Genomic DNA, 21,158 nt, shown 5'->3' with positions numbered 1-21,158 from the left:
CGTTACCCCCGGAAGCGGTGCTGGTTTTCCAGGAACCACTGGTAGGTACTGGCCAGCCCCTGCTCCAGTGACACCTCGTGATACCAGCCCAGCTGATGCAGACGGGTCACGTCCAGCAGTTTGCGCGGCGTGCCGTCCGGTTTCGTGGCGTCAAACACCACGCGGCCCTTGTAGCCCACCACCTGCGCGATGGTTTGCGCCAGCTCGCGAATGGTGCAGTCCACGCCGGTACCGACGTTGATGTGCGACAGCATCGGCTCGGTGTTCTCCTGCCACACTTCGCGATCCAGCTCCATCACGTGAATGCTGGCCGCAGCCATGTCGTCCACGTGCAGGAATTCGCGCATCGGCGTGCCGCTGCCCCACACCACCACGTCCGGTGCGTTCTCGGCGGTCGCCTCGTGGAAGCGGCGCAGCAGCGCCGGGATCACGTGCGAGTTGCTCGGGTGGAAGTTGTCGTGCGGTCCGTACAGGTTGGTCGGCATCACCGAACGATAGTCGCGGTTGTACTGACGGTTGTAGGACTCGCACAGCTTGATCCCGGCAATTTTGGCAATCGCGTAAGGCTCGTTGGTCGCTTCCAGCGTGCCCTGCAGCAGTTCGCTTTCGGCGATCGGCTGTTTCGCCATTTTCGGGTAAATACAGGACGACCCGAGGAACAGCAGCTTATTCACGTTGTGCAGATGCGCCGCGTGAATGATGTTGCTCTCGATCATCATGTTTTCGTAGATGAAATCCGCCGGGTAGGTGTTGTTAGCGACAATGCCGCCCACCTTCGCCGCCGCCAGATACACCTGGTCAATGCGTTCGTTAGCAAAGAAGTCCTGTACCGCACGGCTGTCGAGCAGGTTCAGCTCGTCGCGGGTGCGGACAACCACTTCGACGTCGCCGCGCTGTTCCAGCTGGCGAACAATCGCGGAACCCACCATTCCGCGATGACCGGCGACAAAAATACGTTGTTTTGTCATTCTCAAGACTCCAGCGCGATGGCAACCTCGTAGCCATGAGACTTGAGCAGAGAGTGTTTTTTCGCTGCTTCAAGATCTTTGGCTACCATCTCAGAGACCATCTCCTGCAGAGTGATTTCTGGTTTCCAGCCCAGCTTCTCGTGCGCTTTGGTTGGGTCGCCCAGCAGGGTTTCCACTTCAGCAGGACGGAAGTAGCGTGGGTCAACCTGCACAATCACGTCGCCAGGCTTCACGCCCGGAGCGTCGTGGCCGGTCACGGAAACCACGATACCTTTCTCTTCCACGCCGGTACCTTCGAAGCGCAGTTTGATGCCCAGCTGTGCCGCGGCCATTTCAACGAACTGACGTACGGAGTACTGCACGCCGGTCGCAATGACGAAGTCTTCTGGCTGTTCCTGCTGCAGCATCATCCACTGCATTTTCACGTAGTCTTTGGCATGGCCCCAGTCACGCAGGGAATCCATGTTGCCGAGGTGCAGGCAAGACTCCAGACCCTGCGCGATGTTAGCGATAGCGCGGGTAATTTTGCGGGTGACGAAGGTTTCGCCGCGACGTGGAGATTCGTGGTTGAACAGGATGCCGTTACAGGCGTACATGCCGTAGGATTCACGGTAGTTCACGGTGATCCAGTAGGCGTACAGTTTTGCTACCGCATACGGAGAGCGCGGGTAGAACGGCGTGGTCTCTTTCTGTGGGATTTCCTGCACCAGACCGTACAGCTCAGAGGTGGATGCCTGGTAGAAGCGCGTTTTCTTCTCAAGGCCGAGGAAGCGAATCGCTTCCAGCAGACGCAGCGTACCCATGGCATCAACGTCGGCGGTATATTCCGGGGATTCGAAGGAGACCGCAACGTGGCTCATCGCGCCCAGGTTGTACACTTCATCCGGCTGTACTTCCTGCAGAATACGGGTCAGGTTGGAGGAGTCCGTCAGATCGCCGTAATGCAGATGGAATTTCGGGTTCGCGGAGTGAGGATCCTGATAGATATGGTCAACACGCTCGGTGTTGAAAGAAGACGCACGACGTTTAATACCGTGCACTTCATAACCTTTTTCCAGCAGTAACTCTGCCAGGTAAGAACCATCCTGCCCGGTAACGCCGGTGATGAGAGCGACTTTAGACATGTTTATATTCCTCTACTTATGAATTTAATCAGTTTCAACGCGTTCGCGTATCACCACTGCGGGGTTGCCACGGCAAATTTTATTTGCCGGTAGCGATTTAAAAACGCTGCTGCGGGCACCGACTACCGTGCCATCGCCAACAGAAACACCCGGTGCAACAAAAACATCCGTTGCCAGCCAGCATTTTTCACCGATCGCAATAGGCGAAGCGGTAATATCAAAATGCTGACTCATAAAATCGTGGCTGCCGGTGCACAAATAGCATTTCTGTGAAACCACCGAATTTGCGCCAATCGTAATTTCGCCCAGGGTATATAACACCGCGTCATCCCCAACCCATGCGTAATCCCCAAGCGTTAATTTCCACGGATAGGTAATTTTCACAGAAGGTCGGATGACTACGTTTTTTCCTATTTTTGCGCCAAACAGGCGCAATAAAAAGGCACGCCAGCGGTACAGTATTTGCGGCGACCAGGCAAATAACGTTGCCTGAACGGCCCACCACAGCTGTACCTTAATACCGTTTCCGCCCCGAAAGCCTTTCGGCACGGAGAAACCTTTCAGATCCTGCATTGCGTTTCCTTATATTCAGGCTTTGTTATATAAGGTTTTCGTTTTGCCCGTGGTCCGCAGGCGCAATAAATAAGACAATTCTGCCCAGAGCCCCGGCACGCGTAATATTTTACGCTGTACGTTTTTGGCATCCCGGCACAATTCCAGATTATTCGACGTTGACACGCCGCCCATTGAAAATTCAGACACCAGCCCTTTAATTCGACGGAACGGGTAACCTGACTTATACAAACTGGCAGCCAGCGCATAATCCGAAGACACTTTATACTGCAAATCGTAAGGCTGTTTTTTCAGACCTTTTACCGGGAAGAAAATGGCCTGATGGCTGGCCGGCAAGCTGTGATAGATATACCAGCCTGGCTTCGCGCTGCGGCACACTTTATGTCCGTCGCCAAAATCGAGCAGCGCATCGCCAATATACATGGCGTCCTCTTTCTGGCGAGCCAGCTGACGGGCAAATAGCGCCACGTCATCATGGAAAACGTCGCCCGAATTCAGGAAGATGGCATAACGGCCTTGCGCCATGTTAATGCCTTTATTCATCGCATCGTAGATGCCTTTATCTTTCTCGCTGATGTAGCGTAAGTTGAACTCACCGTTGAGTTTTTCCAAAAACTCCGCCGTGCCATCGTTCGAGCCGCCGTCGACCACAATCCACTCAAAGGTGAGGCTTGGATCGCGCGCCAGGTTGCGCAGCGAGCGCCAGGTTTTTACCACCCCTTCGTAATTACGAAAAGCGACAGTAATGACGCTAAGAAACATAAATCACCTCATTTCGTCATGCGTTCGTAATATTAAGCGCTTTGCGCAGAATAAACGGACAGACAATCATGAAAGCATATTCCGGGCTAAATATTGACCCGGTAAAAAACAGCGACACCGGAGTAAACAGATAAAGCTGAACGCGAAAATTCTGGTTATCACCAAACGCGTTAATCATCATTTTGAAAACTTTAAACAGATACCACAGGGTCAACAGTACGGCGAACCACGAAAAATAAATAATTAACAGATACAGACCATTGTCTATGGTTTTACCGACATCCGCACCGTTAAAGATTCCGAATGATGCAACATATTCGTAAAGTGAGCCGAATCTTACTACACCATCAATATGGGTTAAGGAATAACCCACCATCACCAGTGGCCCAATGATGCGATAATAGGACGATGACCCTTCCGTTCCCAAATCCCCCAGACGTTCTGAGATGTAAGGGAAAGCAAATATCACGCCTACCATAAACACCGTCAGAGAGATAATCGCCAGCGGCAGTTTTTTCTTAATCGCATCTTTGTTCAGGTACTGGAACGCCCACTCCAGCAGGTAAAACAGGATAAATGTCATTACCCCTGAGAACGATCCAGACAGAACGATTCCTGCAAGAATCATAGCATCGGTCTTAGGCGTTTTGATACCAAACTGTTTGATGCTGAGCCAAATTGAGATTAACGCCAGAGCGAAAAACGCCGGTTCAAAATAGAGGGCCGTAGTACGCTTCCCGCCAAACTTGATGAAGTTCAATACATAGCTGTTACTGTAAATGAGATATTTCGAAATTATCTCCATCAGGCTGCTGCCACCGGTCAGAATAATTTGCGCCATCTCCAGTGCGGCAAGCATAACAATTAACGCAACGGCAATATAAAAGAACCTAAGAATTTTCCGATAATTGTGCGGAGAAATAGTTTTAAACCGAATACTCCAGACCATTCCGATAATAATAACAATATAAACAAACAGCATGGTCGAGGTGACGTATTTACTGGCATCCAGCGACTGGCCAAAGATGTAGTTAAACAGCGTCAGGCCCGTGCCCAGCCCTAGGGCAATCATCAGCTTCTTCAGGTTGATTTTATCGACATACAGCAGAAGCAGAACGGGCAGGAAGGTCACGATGGTTATCGGGAAGCTTTCGCCGAGCTGGGCAATTTTGACGTTGACCAGCAGGTAGATCAGCGGCAGCAGCAGATAACTACAGATTCTGATAGAACGAGACATATTCCTCCAGCATCTGTTGTCCACTGTAGGCCTTGCGGCTGCGGTTGCGGAACGATTCCAGGTCAGTGCCAAAAACGGTCTCAGCAATCTGCGCCTTCGGCAACTGTACCAGAGGCAGAACCTCCTGCTCCGTGAAGGTTTTTCCGCCGGACTTTTCCAGCACTTCACGTGCCGCATCGCTGTGGGTGGCAATCACCGGCACGCCGATTGAGAGCGCTTCGCACAGGATCAGCGGGTAGTTATCCACGCGGGAGCTGAACACCAGCGCGTCCATTTCATTCAGCGCGCTCATCAGCTTGCGCTTGTCGGTTTCAAACCCGTGGTTCACCACGTTGCCCCCTTCGAACGGTGAAAACTTGCCGAAGGTGTGAAGCTCTATTTTGTCCCCCAGCGCCATCATGTCGCGCACCAGCTGCTGGTTGGTTTTGCCGTCGTAACGCAGGTCATGCGCAACGATAGCGATTTTCGGTTTGCCTGCGGTTTCCGCCACCGGGGTCAGCTCGGCAAGAATGGCTTCCGTCGCCACGTCGATGCCGTTGTTAATGATCTGACAGCGCCCTGCCCCGTACAGGCTGTTGAAGGCATCGGCCACGTGCTGGCTTGGAGAGATAAACGTACAGCCGAGCGAGAGCATGTCGCGGAACAGCTGACGCTTTCCGGCCACCAGCTGATGCGCGCGATCCACCTTCACCGGCGGGTAGTTACTTAACGTCGGGCACTTCTGGCAGTTATCTTTCCAGCCTTCGCAGCCGTCGGTAAACGCGCAGCGCCCGGTCACGCTCCAGTGATCGTGCAGCGTCCAGACAAAGCGGGTGTCGGGCTTGTGGGCCTGCACCTTCTGACAAAACGCCACCACCTCTTCCAGATTCAGCCAGTAGCTGTGCAGCACGTGAAAATGCAGCACAACCGGGCCCGTGGTGCGGGTAACCGTGCGGTAAAGCGTGTTCAGATTGCCAAACAGATCGCGGTTAAACAGACGGAACAGAGCAATGTTGGCAATCGAGGTCAGACGCGGCGTGTGCTTGTGCACCTGCGGGAAGTTATCGTGGCTGACGCTTTTCTTGCCGCCTTTGCCGTAGCCGTAAATAAAGCGAGACTGAAGTCCTTTTTGTAGCGCGCGCTGGTGAAGATCCAGGGCCACGCCTGCCGCTCCGCCTTCTGCGAGGCGTACGTTAAATTGCAGAATGTTCATTTAATCACCTTCACGCGGGCTTTTTCTCCCACCACCAGCGCGTTATCCGGAATGCTGTCCAGCACCACGCTGCCAGCACCAATCGTGACGTTATTGCCAATCGTAATGTCACCGATAATCACCACGTTCGCCCCCAGCTCGACGTTATTGCCGATGACCGGGCAGGCCAGGCTGTCAGGCCCACGGTTGCCGATGGTGACCGCATGACGAATGGTGAAATCGTCCCCGGCGACCACGAACTTGTTAATCACCACCGCATAGCCGTGATGGATGGTAAAGCGTCGACCAATGGTGGCAGCGGCCTGAATTTCATAGCCAAAAAAGCATTCGGTGATGATGCGGTACAGCACCAGCACGGGTGCCGCCCAGATATTGTTCAGCACGTTTTTCTTACGCCACACCGAGCAAAAGTGCGCGATGCGGTACGCCAGAACCATGCAGCACGGGCGCAGGCTCCAGCTGTTAGCGCGGCAATCTTCCAGAAACATTATTTCCCCCGAAGCCCGTCAGCCAGGCGCTTGCCGTTACGCACGGACAGCAGCGTCAGCAGCGTGCGCCAGTTCATGCGCTTATTGCGGATCTGATAGAGGGTAAAGAGCTGATATTTACGGCTGGCACGGTCAAACTTGTCCTTGTGCTTGCGGTAAAAATGGAAGTAGCCGGAGAACTTCTTCGGCGAGGAGGTGATTTGCATCTCCCCGTGGTTGATGTGCAGGATCTGCGTGGCCTCTTCCACTTTCCACGGCTCGCCGTACTCCACCACCATGCGCAGGAAGATGTCGTAATCCTGCGCGGCCTTGAGTTCGGTATCGAACAGGCACTCTTTGAAACGCCACGCCCAGGTGAAGACCTGGTTACCAATGATGTTGCGCTTGTAGAACAGGCGGCGAGAGTACGGTGATTTCGGATACAGCGGCAGGCTCGCGGGCTGGGAGTACACCTCCCCCTGACAGACATAATCGTTGGCATACAGGAAAGCGTGCGTAACCAGCTGTTCTTTATGCGACAGGAAGATAGACAGGCGGTTCGGCGTCCATTCGTCATCGTCGTCGATCCCGGTCAGATACTCCCCTTTGGCCTGCAAAATCGCCTGATTACGCACCGCACATGCGCCGGAGTTAATGGCGTTATGCGTATAGACCACCCGCGGGTCGTTGAGGTCAGTCACAAACTTTTGCAGCTGTTCATACGAGGAAGAGCAGTCATCAACGATGATCAGCTCCCAGTTATCGTAATCCTGTCGCAGAACGGATTTGATTGCGCGGATCGCCAGCTGCTGACGATTCCATGTCGGCATATAGATTGAAACTAAAGGGCGTTGTGTGGTCATTTTTTCCCCTCACCCCGGCCCTCTCCCCAAAGGGGAGAGGGTGAAAGGCAGCCAGTGGTTATCATTACGTTCGTCCCCCAAATCCAGCACCGAACAGTCCCCTCTCCCCTTTGGGGAGAGGGTTAGGGTGAGGGGTATGGGGTGTGTTTTATTATTTACTGTCAGACTTATATTCGTACTCGTAATACCCGTAATCCTGGTACCCGGTCGCGCGGCGGAAGATGGAGTTCAGGATCACCCCTTTCACCTCAATGCCGTTCTGCTCGAAGCGGCTCAGGCTGGTTTCCACCTCTTTCAGGGTGTTCACCGCGTAACGCGCCACCATCAGCGTGGTGCCAGCGTGGCGGCCAACAACGGCCGCGTCGGTCACGGCCAGAATTGGCGGCGTATCGATCAGCACCAGGTCGTAATTTTTGCTCGCCCACTCCACCAGCTCGGTGAAGCGTTCACTCATCAGCAGCTCGGACGGGTTAGGCGGCACCTGACCGCGTGGGATCAGGTCAAACTTCGGCACCGTTGTAGGTTTCGCGCTCTGGCTGATTTCGCCTTTGCCGAGCAGGATCTCCGACAGACCGTTGACGTTGTTGGTACCCAGCAGCTCGTGGGTGTAGCCCTTGCGCATATCGCAGTCGATCAGCAGCACGCGCTTGTTGGTCTGGCTGACCACCGCCGCCAGGTTGGCGCAGACGAAGGTTTTACCGATTGACGGACTGACGCCGGTTAACATCAGGACGTTGTTTTTGGCCTGCATCATGGCGAAGTGCAGACTGGTACGCAGGCTACGGATCGCTTCGATAGCGAGATCGGTCGGGTTACCCACCGCCAGAAGCTGGCTCTGTTTGTAACGCTTAACGCCCTTGATGGTTTTGACGCTGTCACGGGATTTTTGCCACTCGGACAGCGGAATGCTGGCATAGACGTTGATACCGCTCTCTTCCAGCGCCTGCGGGCTTTCGATGCCGCGGTTGAGCAGCGAACGCAGCAGCACGCCCACGATGGAGAGCATCAGGCCGAGAATAATGCTGCCGAGAATAATCAGCGCTTTCTTCGGCTTCAGCACGCCAGGCTGGGTAATGGCCGGATCGACGATGCGCACGTCGCCCACGGTACTGGCTTCGGTGATTTTCAGTTCCTGCTGCTTGTTCAGCAGCTGCATGTAAACCTGCTGTCCGGACTCGACGTCGCGGGTCAGACGCACGATCTCCTGCTGCGTTTTCGGCATCGCGGTCACGCGGTCATTGAGCTTCGCCTTCTCCTCTTCCAGGGTACGGCGTTTTTCCAGCAGCGTGCGGTAGGCCGGGTGACGTTTGGTGTAAAGCTTGGAAATCTCCGCCTCTTTGAAGGTCAGCTCGTTGAGCTGCGCATCAATGTTGACCATCGAATCGAGGACCGATTTCGCCTCCAGCGGCAGGTCAACGGAGTCTTTATCCTGACGATAGGCGTTCAGCTTGTTCTCGGCGTCATCCAGATGGGCGCGCACTTCCGGGAGCTGTTTCGCGAGGAAGGCCAGGCTTTTCGCCGCTTCCGCCGACTTACGCTCAACGTTCTGCTCAAGATAGTTGCGGGTAATGCTGTTCAGGATGTCGCGGATTTGATCCTTATCTTCACCGGTAAAGGTCATGCTCAGCACGCCGGTGTCCTTACCGTTTTCGGTGACGGTCAGGTTGTTTTGCAGATTGTTGATCATCCCCAGCGTGGAGAATTTGGTGACGGTGAATTCACCGCCCTCCTGGGCGTTAATCGCGCTGACCATCATGCTGACGCCGTCTTTGGTCAGCATCTGCCCCACCTCACCGCGCGCGCTAAAACCTGCGTCGCTGGTTAGCTGGTACTGTTTCGGGCCAAGCACCGTCAGGGTAAACGTCTGATCGGCAGCCCCTTTCGGCAGCACGAAGTCGGTGACTTTAACCGTGTCATTGCTTCGCCCCATCAGACGATCCCAGCCGGCACCAAAGACTGGGAAGGTATTTTTGGTGACGGAAATATCGAGCCCGAGGTCGTGAACCGTTTTACCCAGCACCAGACGTGACTGGATAAGCTGAATTTCGGCGTCGGATGCCGGCGGTTTGTTCGCGAGCGCGGAACCGATGTCCTGCACCAGCGAGTTGCCGGTATTCTGCTCGATCTGCACCAGCGCGTCGGCGCTGTAGATAGGTGTGGCGAACAGCGTATAGACGACGGCCGCCGCGGCAAACACGGCGGTAATGCCAAGCACCCACCACTTTGCCTCTACAACAGTGCCGACCAGGCGCCCAATATCAATTTCATCACTGCCCGAAGTCGGGGCGGCAGAAGGTCTTGTTTTTTCTGTCATTGTTATCCCTGCTGAACTTTCAGTGCCTGCGCCCACTGTTGGGCAGACTGGTCAAGTAAGGTGTAAACCGCCTCAAAGGCCTCATGGCTTTTGCGATACGGATCGGGGATTTCACGTTCATTGTCCCAGTGACCAAACAGCATCACCTTGCCGCGCATCTCCGGAGCGATATCGCACAGCGCATGAATATGGCGTTTTTCCATCGTCAGGATCAGGTCATACTCCCGGCACATGCGGCCAGTGACCTGGCGGGCCACGTGGCCGTCGAGGGAAAGGTTATGGTCCCGCGCCACGCTCGTCGCGCGTTCATCAGCGCCTTTACCAACCAGTGCACCCAGCCCTGCCGAATCAACGATCAGTTCGGGCTGGTAGTGTTTCAACAACCGTTCAGCCGTAGGGGAACGGCAAATGTTCCCCACGCATACCACCAGAATTTTGTTAAACATCGCGGATTACCAGGTATGAATGTCGCGCGCCGTATCCGTCATGTAGCGAACGCCACTGATGGTTGGCAGCAACTGGTTGATCAGACGGTTCCAGCGGGCAACCGGCGCGGTGGTGACGTACACCACATCGTATGGCTGGAGACGGAACTCCGTTGCCATCACCAGAGAGGTCGCATCGGACATATCCAGCTGGTAGATGTTGGCGATCTTGCCTTTCGTACCCTCGCCTTTCAGCGGACGGATAACGAAGATACCGCTGGCGTTCGACGAGGTCAGGTCGATGCCTTCCGCATTGCCCAGCGCTTCGGTCAGGGTCATACCGCTGAAGTCCATTTTGAGGGTGCTCTGTTTCTTCACTTCACCCATCACGAAGACTTTCAGATCGTCATTGCGCGGCACGTAGAGAATGTCGCCCGGATAGAGCAGACGGTTCTGGGTCAGATCGCCGTTTTGCATCAGCGCCTGCAGCGAAATACGTTGCTCTTTGCCTTCGTGGGTCAGCACGACGTTGCGCCAGTCGGCGCCGTCGGTTAACCCGCCCGCGGCGTTAATGGCATCCAGTACGGTCAGAGGAACGTTGGTGATGGCCTGCTGGCCGGATTTGTTCACCTGGCCGGAGATATAGGCTTTTTGCGAGCGGAATGCGGCGATATTAACGTCCACCTGCGGATCGGCGATGTACTGCGCTAAGCGGCCGGTAATATCACTACGGATCTCGGCAAGGGTTTTCCCCACAACATGAACTTTACCAATGTAGGGATAGAACATGGTGCCATCTGACTGCACCCAGTTACCGGTGTCGCTTGAGCTGCGGTACTGGCCCGCTGGCGTGGTCAGTTCTGGGTGGTCCCAGACGGTCACGTTGATCACGTCACCCGGCCCCACGCGGTACTGGTAGGAGGCAATTTCCTGGTCCAGCGACATATTCGGCTGGGCAACATTCGGTCGTGGACGTAATTGTTCGACCAGACGAGGCGTAAGTGGATAAACATTCACCATTTTGTCGAGATCAAAATCGGCATCCTGTTGCTTGATCACATCCTTACCCATTGTTGACATATTGCTGCCGGGAAAGACCGTGCAACCACTCATCAAGGTCACAGACACCAATAATGGCATCAATTTCATTTTGGATTTCATCATTGATTATTTATCACTTTGGCAGAGTAATTATCCTGTGCAATTTAAATAAGCTCGGGTCGTATTGGGTTTCAGCATGCAGTTAATCAAATAGAAATATAACTGGCATCAGTCCTAAAAAAAGCTTATTCATCCATTGGCTATTGACAGAATAATCGAGGCTCATTCACACGCTTTCAGGCACGCTACCGCCCTTGGCTTTCAGTTACCAATCCACTGACTAAACAATGTGTTATGGATAGACACCCTCTTGAGCAAGGTCTTCTGGAAATATATCAGTCGCTTGAGAAAGCTGACGGATAATGAATAACCATCCCTGAAGACCGAACAAAAATAGCAACACCGAGATTTAACATTTGATGCTGGGAGAATTGTTGCAGCTAACCTAATAGCAGGCAAGGAGACAACTGTCCTAATATCAGTTTTTAAGATTAATATTAAGAGCAAATTTTTGACCTTTTAGGATTTTCTTTATATTGACAAAAAGAGAGCAGAAACCATCAGCTGCGATATATCCTAAAATGCTTTCCTTGTAATTAAATATACGTATTTCGCTTATTTACACCCCGTTGAGAATACTCTCTTTTTTAACCGTCGTATTAAGAGAAATCTCAGCCCGGCATTGCAATTTCCCCCAGCTTTATCCATGATCGAAGTGTGACATTCGTCATATAACAGAAGGTATTGCTATTACTATGGAATGGATTGCCGATCCCTCAATCTGGGCCGGGCTGGTTACGCTGGTCGTCATCGAGTTAGTGCTCGGGATTGATAATCTGGTCTTTATCGCCATCCTCGCTGAAAAACTGCCCCCTTCCCAGCGCGACCGCGCGCGCGTGACGGGTCTGCTGCTGGCGATGGTGATGAGGTTACTGCTGCTGGCCTCTATCTCCTGGCTGGTCACGCTGACTCAGCCTCTGTTCTCCCTTCACGGTCTGAGTTTTAGCGCCCGCGATCTCATCATGCTCTTCGGCGGGTTGTTCCTGCTGTTCAAAGCCACGGTGGAACTCAACGAGCGGCTGGAAGGCAAAGACAGCGAGAACCCAACCCAGCGCCGCGGGGCGAAATTCTGGCCTGTAGTGGCGCAAATTGTGGTGCTGGATGCGGTCTTCTCCCTGGACTCGGTGATCACCGCCGTCGGGATGGTGGACCACCTTGCGGTGATGATGGCCGCGGTAATTATTGCCATCACGCTGATGGTGATGGCCAGCAAGGCGCTGACCCGCTTTGTGAACAGTCACCCGACCATCGTGATCCTCTGTCTGAGCTTCCTGCTGATGATTGGCTTTAGCCTGGTGGCCGACGGTTTTGGCTTCCATATTCCGAAAGGCTACCTGTACGCCGCCATCGGGTTCTCCGTCATGATTGAAGCGCTTAACCAGCTGGCGATATTTAACCGCCGCCGCTTCCTTTCCGCAAATCAGACCCTGCGTCAGCGCACGGCCGACGCGGTTATGCGCCTGTTAAGCGGTAAGAAAGAGGATGCAGAGCTGGACGCCGAATCCTCCGCCATGCTCGCCGATCACAGCGACGGGCTGATCTTCGACCCGCAGGAACGACGAATGATCGAGCGGGTGCTCAATCTGAATCAGCGGACGGTCAGCAGCATCATGACCTCACGGCATGACATTGAACATGTCGACCTGACGGCGCCGGAAGAGCAAATTCGGGCCCTGCTGGATAAAAACCAGCACACCCGCGTGGTGGTGACCGGCGGTGAAGAGGAAGAGGAGCTGCTGGGCGTGGTGCACGTTATTGACCTTCTCCAGCAGCAGCTTCACGGCGAGCCGCTGAATTTGCGCGCCCTGGTACGCCAGCCGCTGGTTTTCCCGGAGGGGCTACCGCTGCTTTCTGCCCTTGAGCAATTCCGCAACGCGCGCACCCACTTTGCCTTTGTAGTGGATGAGTTTGGTTCGGTGGAAGGGCTGGTCACGCTCAGCGACGTGATGGAAACCATCGCCGGCAATCTGCCAAACGAGGTAGATGAGATTGACGCTCGCCATGATATTCAGAAAAACGCAGACGGTTCGTGGACGGCTAACGGCCATATGCCGCTTGAAGACCTGGTGCAATTTGTGCCGCTTCCGCTGGATGAAAAACGGGAATATCACACCATTGCCGGTCTGCTGATGGAGTATTTACAGCGAATTCCGCAGCCGGGGGAAGAGGTTCAGGTGGGGGACTATCTGCTCAAAACCCTGCAAATCGAAAACCATCGCGTGCAGAAGGTTCAGCTCATTCCGCTGCGGGATGAGGAAGAACTGGATTTTGAGGTGTAAAAAAGCCGGGTGGCGATGCGCTTACCCGGCCTACGATACAGGCTTTTGTAGGCCGGGTAAGGCGAAGCCGCCACCCGGCGCAACGGACATCAAAGCTTATCCAGCAGCTTCTTCACATCCTTGCCATCCTGTGAATCTTTATTACGATCCGCCCAGCCGCTAAGCCGACGTTTCGCTTCGTCCTGCAGATGCTTACGCAGGATCTGATCCACCTGCAGGCTGTAATTCAGGGACTGCCATTTGCCGTATACGGTCAGCGGGACCGGCGTCTCTTTCAGGAAGTCGATGAACTTGCTTTCACCCTGCCAGCCGGAAAGTACCTGCACGTTAAAGCGCGTGTCCGCCGTCTCTTTCACCAAATCCAGCTTACCTTTACCCGTCATTGATAAGAGTGAAGAGGTACCCTGCATTCCGTCGAGGGAGAGTTGTCCGTTGCCCAGCGTCAGGTCCGCGGTGAAGCTGTCGAGGCGCGTGGCGCTGTCGTAGTTTTCCTGGGCTTTCACATCGCTGCTGCGCTCGACCGCCTGCTGCACCAGCTGCTGGAAGTTAAGCCCTTCCATGCGGGAGTTTTTCAGATCAAGATGCGCCTGCCCCTGCCATTCGCGGCGGAAAGCATCAGCATCAATTTTCGTGCCTGAGAAGTCACCGGCAAGCGTCAACTGCCCCGTCAGGGATATCGGATAGTTAAACGCTTTCAGGATGGTGCCTATCTCAACGTTGTCGAGACGCGGCTGGAATTCGGCGCTGGCAACGTCTTTACGGACATCCAGCGTGCCGGGCAGCGAGAGGTTCCCCGCGCCCATCTTACCGCTCAGTTCGGAGATAACCAGCAAACCGTTATGGTTAAACATCTGGCTGCTCACGTCGGTAAAATCAATACCGCGCCAGCGCAGGCTATTGGCCTTCAGCAGAATATCCGCCGTGAATCCGCGCAGGGCGTTATAGTCAGGTTGATCAAGATTCGACGAGATAACCGGACGGGATATTGGTGCCTGGCTTTGCCCCGTCTGCGCGGCATCGCTATCGGTGGCGCTGGCTGGCAGAGGTGGCAGCAGGTTTTCCAGGTTGAGCTTGTCAAACTGCAGATTCAGTACCCACTTCGGCTTCTCTTCGAGCGTGACGCTCGCCTGCCCCTTCAGGCTACTGTCATTTGCCTGCAGGTTGAGATTATCCAGTTCCAGCTGCTTTTGCTCTTCGCGCCACACGGCCTGCAGCGTTCCCTGCCCGGCGATACCTTGGGTGGGCAGATCGGCTCCCGTCAGCTGCCAGTCCAGCTGCTGGACGTCAGCCGTAAGCTGATGCGGATAGTCTGAGGCGTTCACATTAGCATTCAGCGACAGGGTCAAATCGCGCTGATCGCGATTGATGCGCCCGCTAAACTCCACCGACGCAAGATGGCGATCGTCCTGTTCCATCTGCAGGTTAATGTTGCGAACGGTCACCTGTTCTGCATTCTCATGCTGGAAAACCAGCACGCTATCGGCAACTTTCAGCTTGCCGATATCAAAGGACCAGCCTGTATCAGACGGTTCATCAGGCAGGGTATTTTCGCGCGGCGCAACCGGCGCATTCGCATCTCGCACGGCTTCGGTTTGCGGGGTGAGCTGAATCACCGCGCCTTTCAGCATCACCTGTTTAACCTGCAGCTGATGGGAAATGAGCGGGATCAGCGCCACATCAAGGCGCATGTTGTCTGCGGACACCAGCGGCTGGGACGCCCCTGGCGCCGTGAGCGACATGCGGCCAGAGAGAATGCTGAGCTGCGGCCAGACGTGCCAGCGCAGCGGCCCGTCAAGCTTCAGTTGATAACCACTGCGTGCCTCGACCTGCCGCACCATGTAAGCGCGGAAATCGTTGGGGTTAACCAGCAGAACCAACGCCGAAAGGCCCGCCACCAGCACCACCAGCAAAATCATCAGCGTTGTCAGAACTCTTCTCATGGCATCCTCAATGGGCTAACGATCAGTCTTTATCAATACGGCTGGCAACCGCGCCCTGCTGGTCGCGATATTTTGCGTCCTGCCGACGGTTATAAGGACGATCTGCCGGGCCTGACAGCGGTTCAAAGCTTAACGCACCGATCATCATGCCCGGACGCAGCGCCAGCGGCAATTTACCGGCATTAAAGAATTCCAGCACGATACGCCCCGACCAGCCGGGATCGATACGGTGCGCGGTTACGTGAACCATCAGCCCCAGTCGCGCCAGCGAAGAACGGCCATCAAGCCAGCCGACCAGGTCCGGAGGCAGGGTGACGGATTCAAACGTCACCGCCAGGGCCAGTTCACCCGGATGCAGATAAAAGGCTTCACCCTCGTCGATAACGATTTCGTCGCTCATCACGCGATCGAGCGCGGCGCTGACTTCGTCCTTCGGCCCGCTAAGATCAATGAACGGTGCGGTATGGCCGCTAAAGGTGCGGAATTTATTGCCTAACCGTACATCAACGGTCACACCATTGATACGCTCAACAGGTGGACGTGGGGTAATAGACAAACGGCCTTCATCCAGCCAGGCTTCTATATCGCGATCGCAAAGACGCACGGCACTTTCTCCTTTCATGCATCGTACCCTGAGGCGGTAAGCGCTCAGGGTAAAACCAGGTTATCTCTGAACGGTACACAATTAACGCGGCTTATTCAAAAAACTGGCTGATTTTCGCTTTTAAGATATCAATAGCAATGCGATTTTTACCTCCGCGCGGCACGATGATATCGGCGTATTGTTTGGAGGGTTCAATAAACTGCAGGAACATCGGGCGAACCGTCTTCTGGTATTGCGCCATGACGGAGTCCATCGAACGGCCGCGTTCGTTCACGTCACGCTTGATGCGGCGCATCAGGCAGATATCCAGCGGGGTATCGACGAAGATCGAGAAGTTCATGGATTCACGCAGGCGGGCGTCGGTCAGCAGCAGGATGCCTTCAAGGATAATGACCTTTTTCGGCTCGATGCGGATGGTTTCCTGAGTGCGGGTGTGTTCTACGTAACTGTAAACGGGCAGCTCGATCGCATTGCCGCTCTTAAGCGCTTCTAAATGCTGGAACAGCAAGCTGTGATCCATCGCATTGGGGTGGTCATAGTTGGTTTTGACGCGTTCTTCCATCGACAGATGGGATTGATCTTTGTAATAGCTGTCTTCGGGAATGACGCCGATATGCTCATCACCTACTTGTTCACGCAGTTCGCGATAAAGCGTACTGGCAATTAGACTTTTACCTGAAGCCGATGCGCCGGCGATGCCTATAATGACGCACTGATGAGACTTATCAGTCATAAATTTAGCGACCTGATTAACCTGGATGTTAAGGAAGGGCGACGCCGGAGCGTCAAACGCGGCAATTATAGGGATTTCGCGGGCGTGATACCAGTCGAATGCACAGGTTCTGCGAGACTGGCTGAAAAGTGGGGTTTTATTCCCTGAGTGAAATTTAAATGAACGTTTTTTCAGCGTTTAAGTGCTTTTTTTCCCGGAGTCTCTATTTAATAAGTCTGTGGTGTCAAATTCTGAGCGGTCACCATATGAATTGTAAATTGTTTGTACTAGCATAAACCAAATTATCAAATTCACGCGTTCGGACATCTTCCCTGACGGCATGGCGTCTCTGGATAAAGCGGTAATGAATAAACAATACCAGCGGGTTTTGGTTACCACCCCACATCCTTTAATACGACTTGTCTGTCTGGGCCTGGTCACCTTTATCTTTACCTTATTTTCGCTGGAGCTCACCCGGTTCGGCACCCTGCTGGCCCCGCTCTGGTTCCCCACCGCGATTATGATGGTGGCGTTTTACCGCCATGCAGGAAAAATGTGGCCGGGCATTGCTCTGGCCTGCACGTTCGGCAACATTCTTGCTTCGTGGATGTTGTTTTCGTGGGGATCGGTCAGCCTTATATACCCTTCTATTAACGTGATTGAGGCCGCTATCGGCGCGTTGCTGCTGCGCAGATTGCTTCCTTGGTACAACCCGCTGCAGAATCTGAGTGACTGGATCCGCGTGGCCATCGGCAGCGCAGTGGTACCGCCGCTGGTGGGCGGCATTCTGGTGTCTCTGCTGGCCCCCGGCTCTGCCCCCCTGCGCAATTTCTTCGTCTGGGTGCTGTCAGAAGCGATTGGCGCGCTGGCGCTGGTGCCGTTAGGACTGTTGTTTAAACCGCATTATCTGCTGCGCCACCGTGACCCGAGATTGCTGCTGGAAACGCTGACGACGCTAGCCGTGACGCTGGCCCTCAGCTGGGCAGCCATCACCTGGCTGCCGTGGCCTTTTACCTGCGTTATCGTTTTGCTTATGTGGAGCGCGGTGCGCTTGCCCAGGATGGAAGCGTTCATGGTGTTTCTGGTCACCGTGATGGTGGTGTCGCTGATGATTGCCCGAAACCCTGTGGCGCTGACCACCCAGCACGTCGGGACGATGCTGAACGCCCCCTGGCTGCCGTTCCTGATGCTGCTCCTGCCAGCCAACGTGATGACCATGGTGATGTACGCCTTCCGCGCCGAGCGCAAACACATCACCGAAAGCGAGGAGCGTTTCCGCAATGCGATGGAGTATTCCGCCATTGGTATGGCGCTGGTCAGCATTGAAGGAAAATGGCTTCAGGCTAACAAGGCGCTGTGTAATTTCCTCGGTTACAGCCAGACGGAGCTTCAGTCACTGACCTTCCAGCAGCTCACCTGGCCGGAAGATCTGCACACCGACCTGGAACAGCTTGAACAGCTGGTCAACGGCGACATCAATACCTATACCCTCGAGAAGCGCTATTACACCCGCGACGGAGAAGTGGTCTGGGCGCTGCTTGCCGTCTCCGTCGTGCGTCATGCCGACGGCTCGCCGCTCTATTTTATTGCCCAGATTGAAGACATTAACGACCTGAAGCAGACCGAGTGGGTCAATAAGCGCCTGATGGAGCGCATTACGCTCGCCAACGAAGCGGGCGGCATCGGCATCTGGGAGTGGGATCTGGAGCCAGACATTATCAGCTGGGACAAGCGGATGTTTGAACTGTATGAAATTCCGCCGCACATCAAGCCTACCTGGCAGCTCTGGCATGACACGATGCTGCCGGAAGATCGTGCCCACGCTGAGAAGGTGCTGCGGGACTCGCTGATTTCCCGCCTGCCGTTTAAGCTGGAATTCCGCATCCGCGTGAAGGAAGGCGTGCGCCATATTCGCTCCCTGGCGAACCGAGTGCTCAACAAGCAGGGTGAAGTCGAACGGCTGCTCGGTATCAATATGGACATGACCGAGGTTAAACAGCTCAACGAGGCCCTCTTCCAGGAAAAAGAGCGTCTGCACATCACCCTCGACTCCATCGGTGAAGCGGTGCTGTGCACCGATAACAACATGAACGTCACCTTTATGAACCCGGTGGCCGAGAAAATGAGCGGCTGGCTGCAGACCGAGGCTATCGGCCAGCCGGTTCTGAAGGTGTTGCACATCACCTTTGGTGAAAAAGGGCCGCTGATGGAGAATATTCACAGCGGCGACATGTCCCGTTCCGATATCGATCAGGACGTGGTGCTGAACTGCCGTACCGGCGGGAATTTTGATATTCATTACAGCATTACGCCGCTCAGCACGCTGGATGGGCAGAATATTGGCTCGGTTATCGTTATCCAGGACGTGACCGAGTCGCGCAAAATGCTGCGTCAGCTGAGCTATAGCGCCTCCCACGATGCGCTGACCCATCTGGCAAACCGGGTCAGCTTCGAAAATCATCTTAAACGACTCCTGCAGACCGTTCGCGAAACGCGCCAGCGTCATGCTCTGGTCTTTATCGACCTCGATCGCTTTAAAGCCGTCAACGATTCGGCAGGCCACGCGGCGGGGGATGCCCTGCTGCGGGAACTCTCTTCCCTGATGTTGACCATGCTCCGCTCCAGCGACGTGCTGGCGCGTCTGGGCGGGGATGAGTTCGGGTTACTGCTACCGGACTGCAATATTGAAAGCGCACGCTATATCGCCGGTCGCCTGATCCAGGCGATCAATGACTATCACTTTATGTGGGAAGGCCGCCTGCACCGGATCGGCGCCAGCGCAGGTATCACGCTGATTGATGAAAATAATCATCAGGCGTCGGAGATCATGTCGCAGGCGGATATCGCCTGTTATGCCTCGAAAAACAGCGGGCGCGGCATGGTGACAGTTTACGAGCCCCAGCAGGAGCGGGATCACAGCACGCGCAGCATGATGTCGCTTGATGAACAGTGGCACATGATTAAAGACAATCACCTGATGATGATTGCCCGCAGCGTCGCCTCCCCGCGCATCCCGGAAAGCAGTAATTTCTGGCTGCTGTCGTTACGCCTGTGGACCAGCCAGGGCGAAGTCCAGGAGGAGCATGCCTTCCGCTCGGGCCTGGCGGAGCCAGAGCTTTTACACGCCCTCGACAGACGTATTTTTAGCGAATTTTTCCGCGCCTCTGCCGCACAGGTCGCCAGTAAAGGCATGGGAGTGGCACTGCCGCTTTCCGAGGCCGGTTTAGCCAGCGTAACGCTGGTTGATGAACTTCTCGACCTGCTGGATAAAAGCCCGATGCCGGGCCGCCTCCTGCATCTGGTTATCTCAGCCGACGTGGTGTGCAGCCCGGATAAAAACCTGCAGCGGAGTCTGCAAAAGCTTCGCCAGGCGGGCTGCCGCGTGATCTTCAGCCAGGTCGGCCGCGACATGAACGTCTTTACCCACCTGACGGCCAATATGGCCGACTATCTGATGCTGGACGCAGAGGTGGTAAGCAACGTCTATGGCAATCTGATGGATGAGATGATGGTGACCATTGTTCAGGGCCACGCCCAGCGTCTGGGAATGAAAACCATCGCGGGCCCCTGCAACCAGCCCATCATGATGGATACGCTCTCCGGCATCGGCATTGATTTTATCTATGGGGACACCATCGCCGAGCCGCAGCCGCTGGATCTACTGCTCAACACCAGCTATTTCGCCATCAACTGACGGCGCCCAGCCGTCGGTATACCAGATGTGCAGCAGCGCGTAAGAGCGCCACGGCTGCCAGCGCTCGGCATAACGACGTATTTGCGCGGGCGTCATCCCGGCAAAGCGTTGCTTAATCAGATAATCATCCGGCAGAAAGACATCTTTCGCCTGCCAGCCGCGCAGGGCCAGGTAGTTTGCCGTCCAGCGCCCTATCCCCGGCCGCTGCTGTAGCGCTTTCATCCCGGCCTCAATATTCGCGGGCGGGAAAAGCGGAAACGTCCCGTCGATGACCGACTGTGCCAGATGAATTAACGACTCCGCCCGCTTTACCGGCATACCTAACGCTTTCAGCGCCATCGGGTCCGCTGCCGCCAGCGCGTCCGGCGTGGGGAAACAGAGATAGCCCGGACAATCCGCGATCGGTTCGCCGCACAGCGCCACCACGCGCGACGTCAGTTTCGCCGCCATCGCCACGCTCACCAGCTGTCCGAGGATCGCCCGGACGCCCTGCTCGTAGGCATCCATTGCCCCCGGCAAACGCAAGCCTGGCCGGGCAGCACCGAGATCCCCCAGCGTATCCGCAACGTGCTGCGGGTTGCAGGCGAGATCGAACAGGCGTTCGATGCGTTCAAGGCACGTCTGCGCAACCGGGATTAACCCCGGGCTGAGCGTGACGGTCAGCGTATGGGTGGTGATATCCGGCGTGACGCGAAATATCCCCTGATGCCCTTCGCAGGCAAAACTGCGCTCGTAGTAGTCGTTTGTAACGGTTTCAATGCCCGTCACCGCACGCGCGCCAAGAAAGCCAAACATCCACTGCCAGTCGTAAGGGGGAAGCCATGTCAGGGTATACATCGTTGC

At 55.0% G+C, this 21,158-nt stretch carries 17 protein-coding genes; 2 read left to right on the top strand and 15 right to left on the bottom strand.

The window, feature by feature from the left end; translation table 11 throughout:
- Positions 1 to 2: 2 nt before the first annotated feature.
- The 11 genes from fcl to V4835_RS08625 all read right to left on the bottom strand — a co-directional run bounded on the left by fcl (position 3) and on the right by V4835_RS08625 (position 11,089).
- Positions 3 to 968: a GDP-L-fucose synthase gene (gene fcl, locus V4835_RS08675; RefSeq protein WP_013097874.1), complete on the bottom strand. Its 966-nt coding sequence runs from the start codon at positions 966 to 968 to the stop codon at positions 3 to 5.
- 2 nt (positions 969 to 970) lie between these two features.
- Positions 971 to 2,092 (bottom strand): GDP-mannose 4,6-dehydratase, encoded by a 1,122-nt coding sequence (gene gmd / locus V4835_RS08670; RefSeq protein WP_063144525.1) that lies wholly within the window; start codon positions 2,090 to 2,092, stop codon positions 971 to 973.
- Between the two features lie 24 nt (positions 2,093 to 2,116).
- Positions 2,117 to 2,665 (bottom strand): colanic acid biosynthesis acetyltransferase WcaF, encoded by a 549-nt coding sequence (wcaF, locus tag V4835_RS08665; protein ID WP_029742032.1) that lies wholly within the window; start codon positions 2,663 to 2,665, stop codon positions 2,117 to 2,119.
- Positions 2,666 to 2,680: 15 nt separating this feature from the next.
- Complete coding sequence (gene wcaE, locus V4835_RS08660) at positions 2,681 to 3,427, bottom strand: colanic acid biosynthesis glycosyltransferase WcaE (RefSeq protein ID WP_063144526.1); 747 nt, start codon at positions 3,425 to 3,427, stop codon at positions 2,681 to 2,683.
- 16 nt (positions 3,428 to 3,443) lie between these two features.
- Positions 3,444 to 4,664, bottom strand: a complete 1,221-nt coding sequence (gene wcaD / locus V4835_RS08655; protein WP_331411936.1) for a colanic acid polymerase WcaD — start codon at positions 4,662 to 4,664, stop codon at positions 3,444 to 3,446.
- The gene (gene wcaC, locus V4835_RS08650; RefSeq protein WP_331411935.1) at positions 4,639 to 5,856 is read right to left on the bottom strand and encodes a colanic acid biosynthesis glycosyltransferase WcaC; all 1,218 of its coding nucleotides are present in this window, start codon (positions 5,854 to 5,856) and stop codon (positions 4,639 to 4,641) included. The genes wcaD and wcaC overlap by 26 nt, the downstream gene beginning before the upstream one ends.
- The gene (wcaB, locus tag V4835_RS08645) at positions 5,853 to 6,344 is read right to left on the bottom strand and encodes a colanic acid biosynthesis acetyltransferase WcaB (RefSeq protein ID WP_023312402.1); all 492 of its coding nucleotides are present in this window, start codon (positions 6,342 to 6,344) and stop codon (positions 5,853 to 5,855) included. The genes wcaC and wcaB overlap by 4 nt, the downstream gene beginning before the upstream one ends.
- Positions 6,344 to 7,186: a colanic acid biosynthesis glycosyltransferase WcaA gene (gene wcaA, locus V4835_RS08640; protein WP_063144529.1), complete on the bottom strand. Its 843-nt coding sequence runs from the start codon at positions 7,184 to 7,186 to the stop codon at positions 6,344 to 6,346. The genes wcaB and wcaA overlap by 1 nt, the downstream gene beginning before the upstream one ends.
- A gap of 151 nt (positions 7,187 to 7,337) precedes the next feature.
- On the bottom strand, positions 7,338 to 9,500 hold the full coding sequence (wzc, locus tag V4835_RS08635; RefSeq protein ID WP_331411934.1) for a tyrosine-protein kinase Wzc: 2,163 nt from the start codon (positions 9,498 to 9,500) through the stop codon (positions 7,338 to 7,340).
- Between the two features lie 2 nt (positions 9,501 to 9,502).
- The gene (wzb, locus tag V4835_RS08630; protein WP_331411933.1) at positions 9,503 to 9,946 is read right to left on the bottom strand and encodes a low molecular weight protein-tyrosine-phosphatase Wzb; all 444 of its coding nucleotides are present in this window, start codon (positions 9,944 to 9,946) and stop codon (positions 9,503 to 9,505) included.
- 6 nt (positions 9,947 to 9,952) lie between these two features.
- A complete protein-coding gene (locus V4835_RS08625) occupies positions 9,953 to 11,089 on the bottom strand; it encodes a polysaccharide export protein (RefSeq protein ID WP_063144532.1) in 1,137 nt (378 codons plus the stop codon).
- A 692-nt stretch (positions 11,090 to 11,781) separates the two neighbouring features.
- Between V4835_RS08625 and V4835_RS08620 the strand changes: the two genes are divergently transcribed.
- On the top strand, positions 11,782 to 13,365 hold the full coding sequence (locus tag V4835_RS08620) for a TerC family protein (protein WP_331411932.1): 1,584 nt from the start codon (positions 11,782 to 11,784) through the stop codon (positions 13,363 to 13,365).
- An 89-nt stretch (positions 13,366 to 13,454) separates the two neighbouring features.
- Here V4835_RS08620 and asmA read toward each other — a convergent pair whose 3' ends face one another.
- The 3 genes from asmA to udk form a co-directional block, all read right to left on the bottom strand.
- The gene (gene asmA, locus V4835_RS08615; protein WP_331411931.1) at positions 13,455 to 15,305 is read right to left on the bottom strand and encodes an outer membrane assembly protein AsmA; all 1,851 of its coding nucleotides are present in this window, start codon (positions 15,303 to 15,305) and stop codon (positions 13,455 to 13,457) included.
- A gap of 22 nt (positions 15,306 to 15,327) precedes the next feature.
- The gene (dcd, locus tag V4835_RS08610) at positions 15,328 to 15,909 is read right to left on the bottom strand and encodes a dCTP deaminase (protein WP_023312408.1); all 582 of its coding nucleotides are present in this window, start codon (positions 15,907 to 15,909) and stop codon (positions 15,328 to 15,330) included.
- Positions 15,910 to 16,000: 91 nt separating this feature from the next.
- Positions 16,001 to 16,642 carry a uridine kinase gene (gene udk / locus V4835_RS08605; protein WP_063144535.1) on the bottom strand — a complete coding sequence of 214 codons (642 nt, stop codon included), beginning with the start codon at positions 16,640 to 16,642 and terminating at the stop codon, positions 16,001 to 16,003.
- A gap of 343 nt (positions 16,643 to 16,985) precedes the next feature.
- Here udk and V4835_RS08600 point away from each other — a divergent pair, with 343 nt between their 5' ends.
- Complete coding sequence (locus tag V4835_RS08600; protein ID WP_331411930.1) at positions 16,986 to 20,315, top strand: diguanylate cyclase; 3,330 nt, start codon at positions 16,986 to 16,988, stop codon at positions 20,313 to 20,315.
- Here V4835_RS08600 and alkA read toward each other — a convergent pair.
- Positions 20,280 to 21,152, bottom strand: a complete 873-nt coding sequence (alkA, locus tag V4835_RS08595; RefSeq protein ID WP_331411929.1) for a DNA-3-methyladenine glycosylase 2 — start codon at positions 21,150 to 21,152, stop codon at positions 20,280 to 20,282. The two genes, V4835_RS08600 and alkA, sit on opposite strands and share 36 nt — an antisense overlap.
- Positions 21,153 to 21,158 lie beyond the last annotated feature (6 nt).

Source organism: Enterobacter cloacae complex sp. CARB60 (genome assembly GCF_036487345.1).
GTDB lineage: Bacteria > Pseudomonadota > Gammaproteobacteria > Enterobacterales > Enterobacteriaceae > Enterobacter > Enterobacter asburiae_D.
This window is presented reverse-complemented; position numbering and strand designations above follow the sequence as displayed.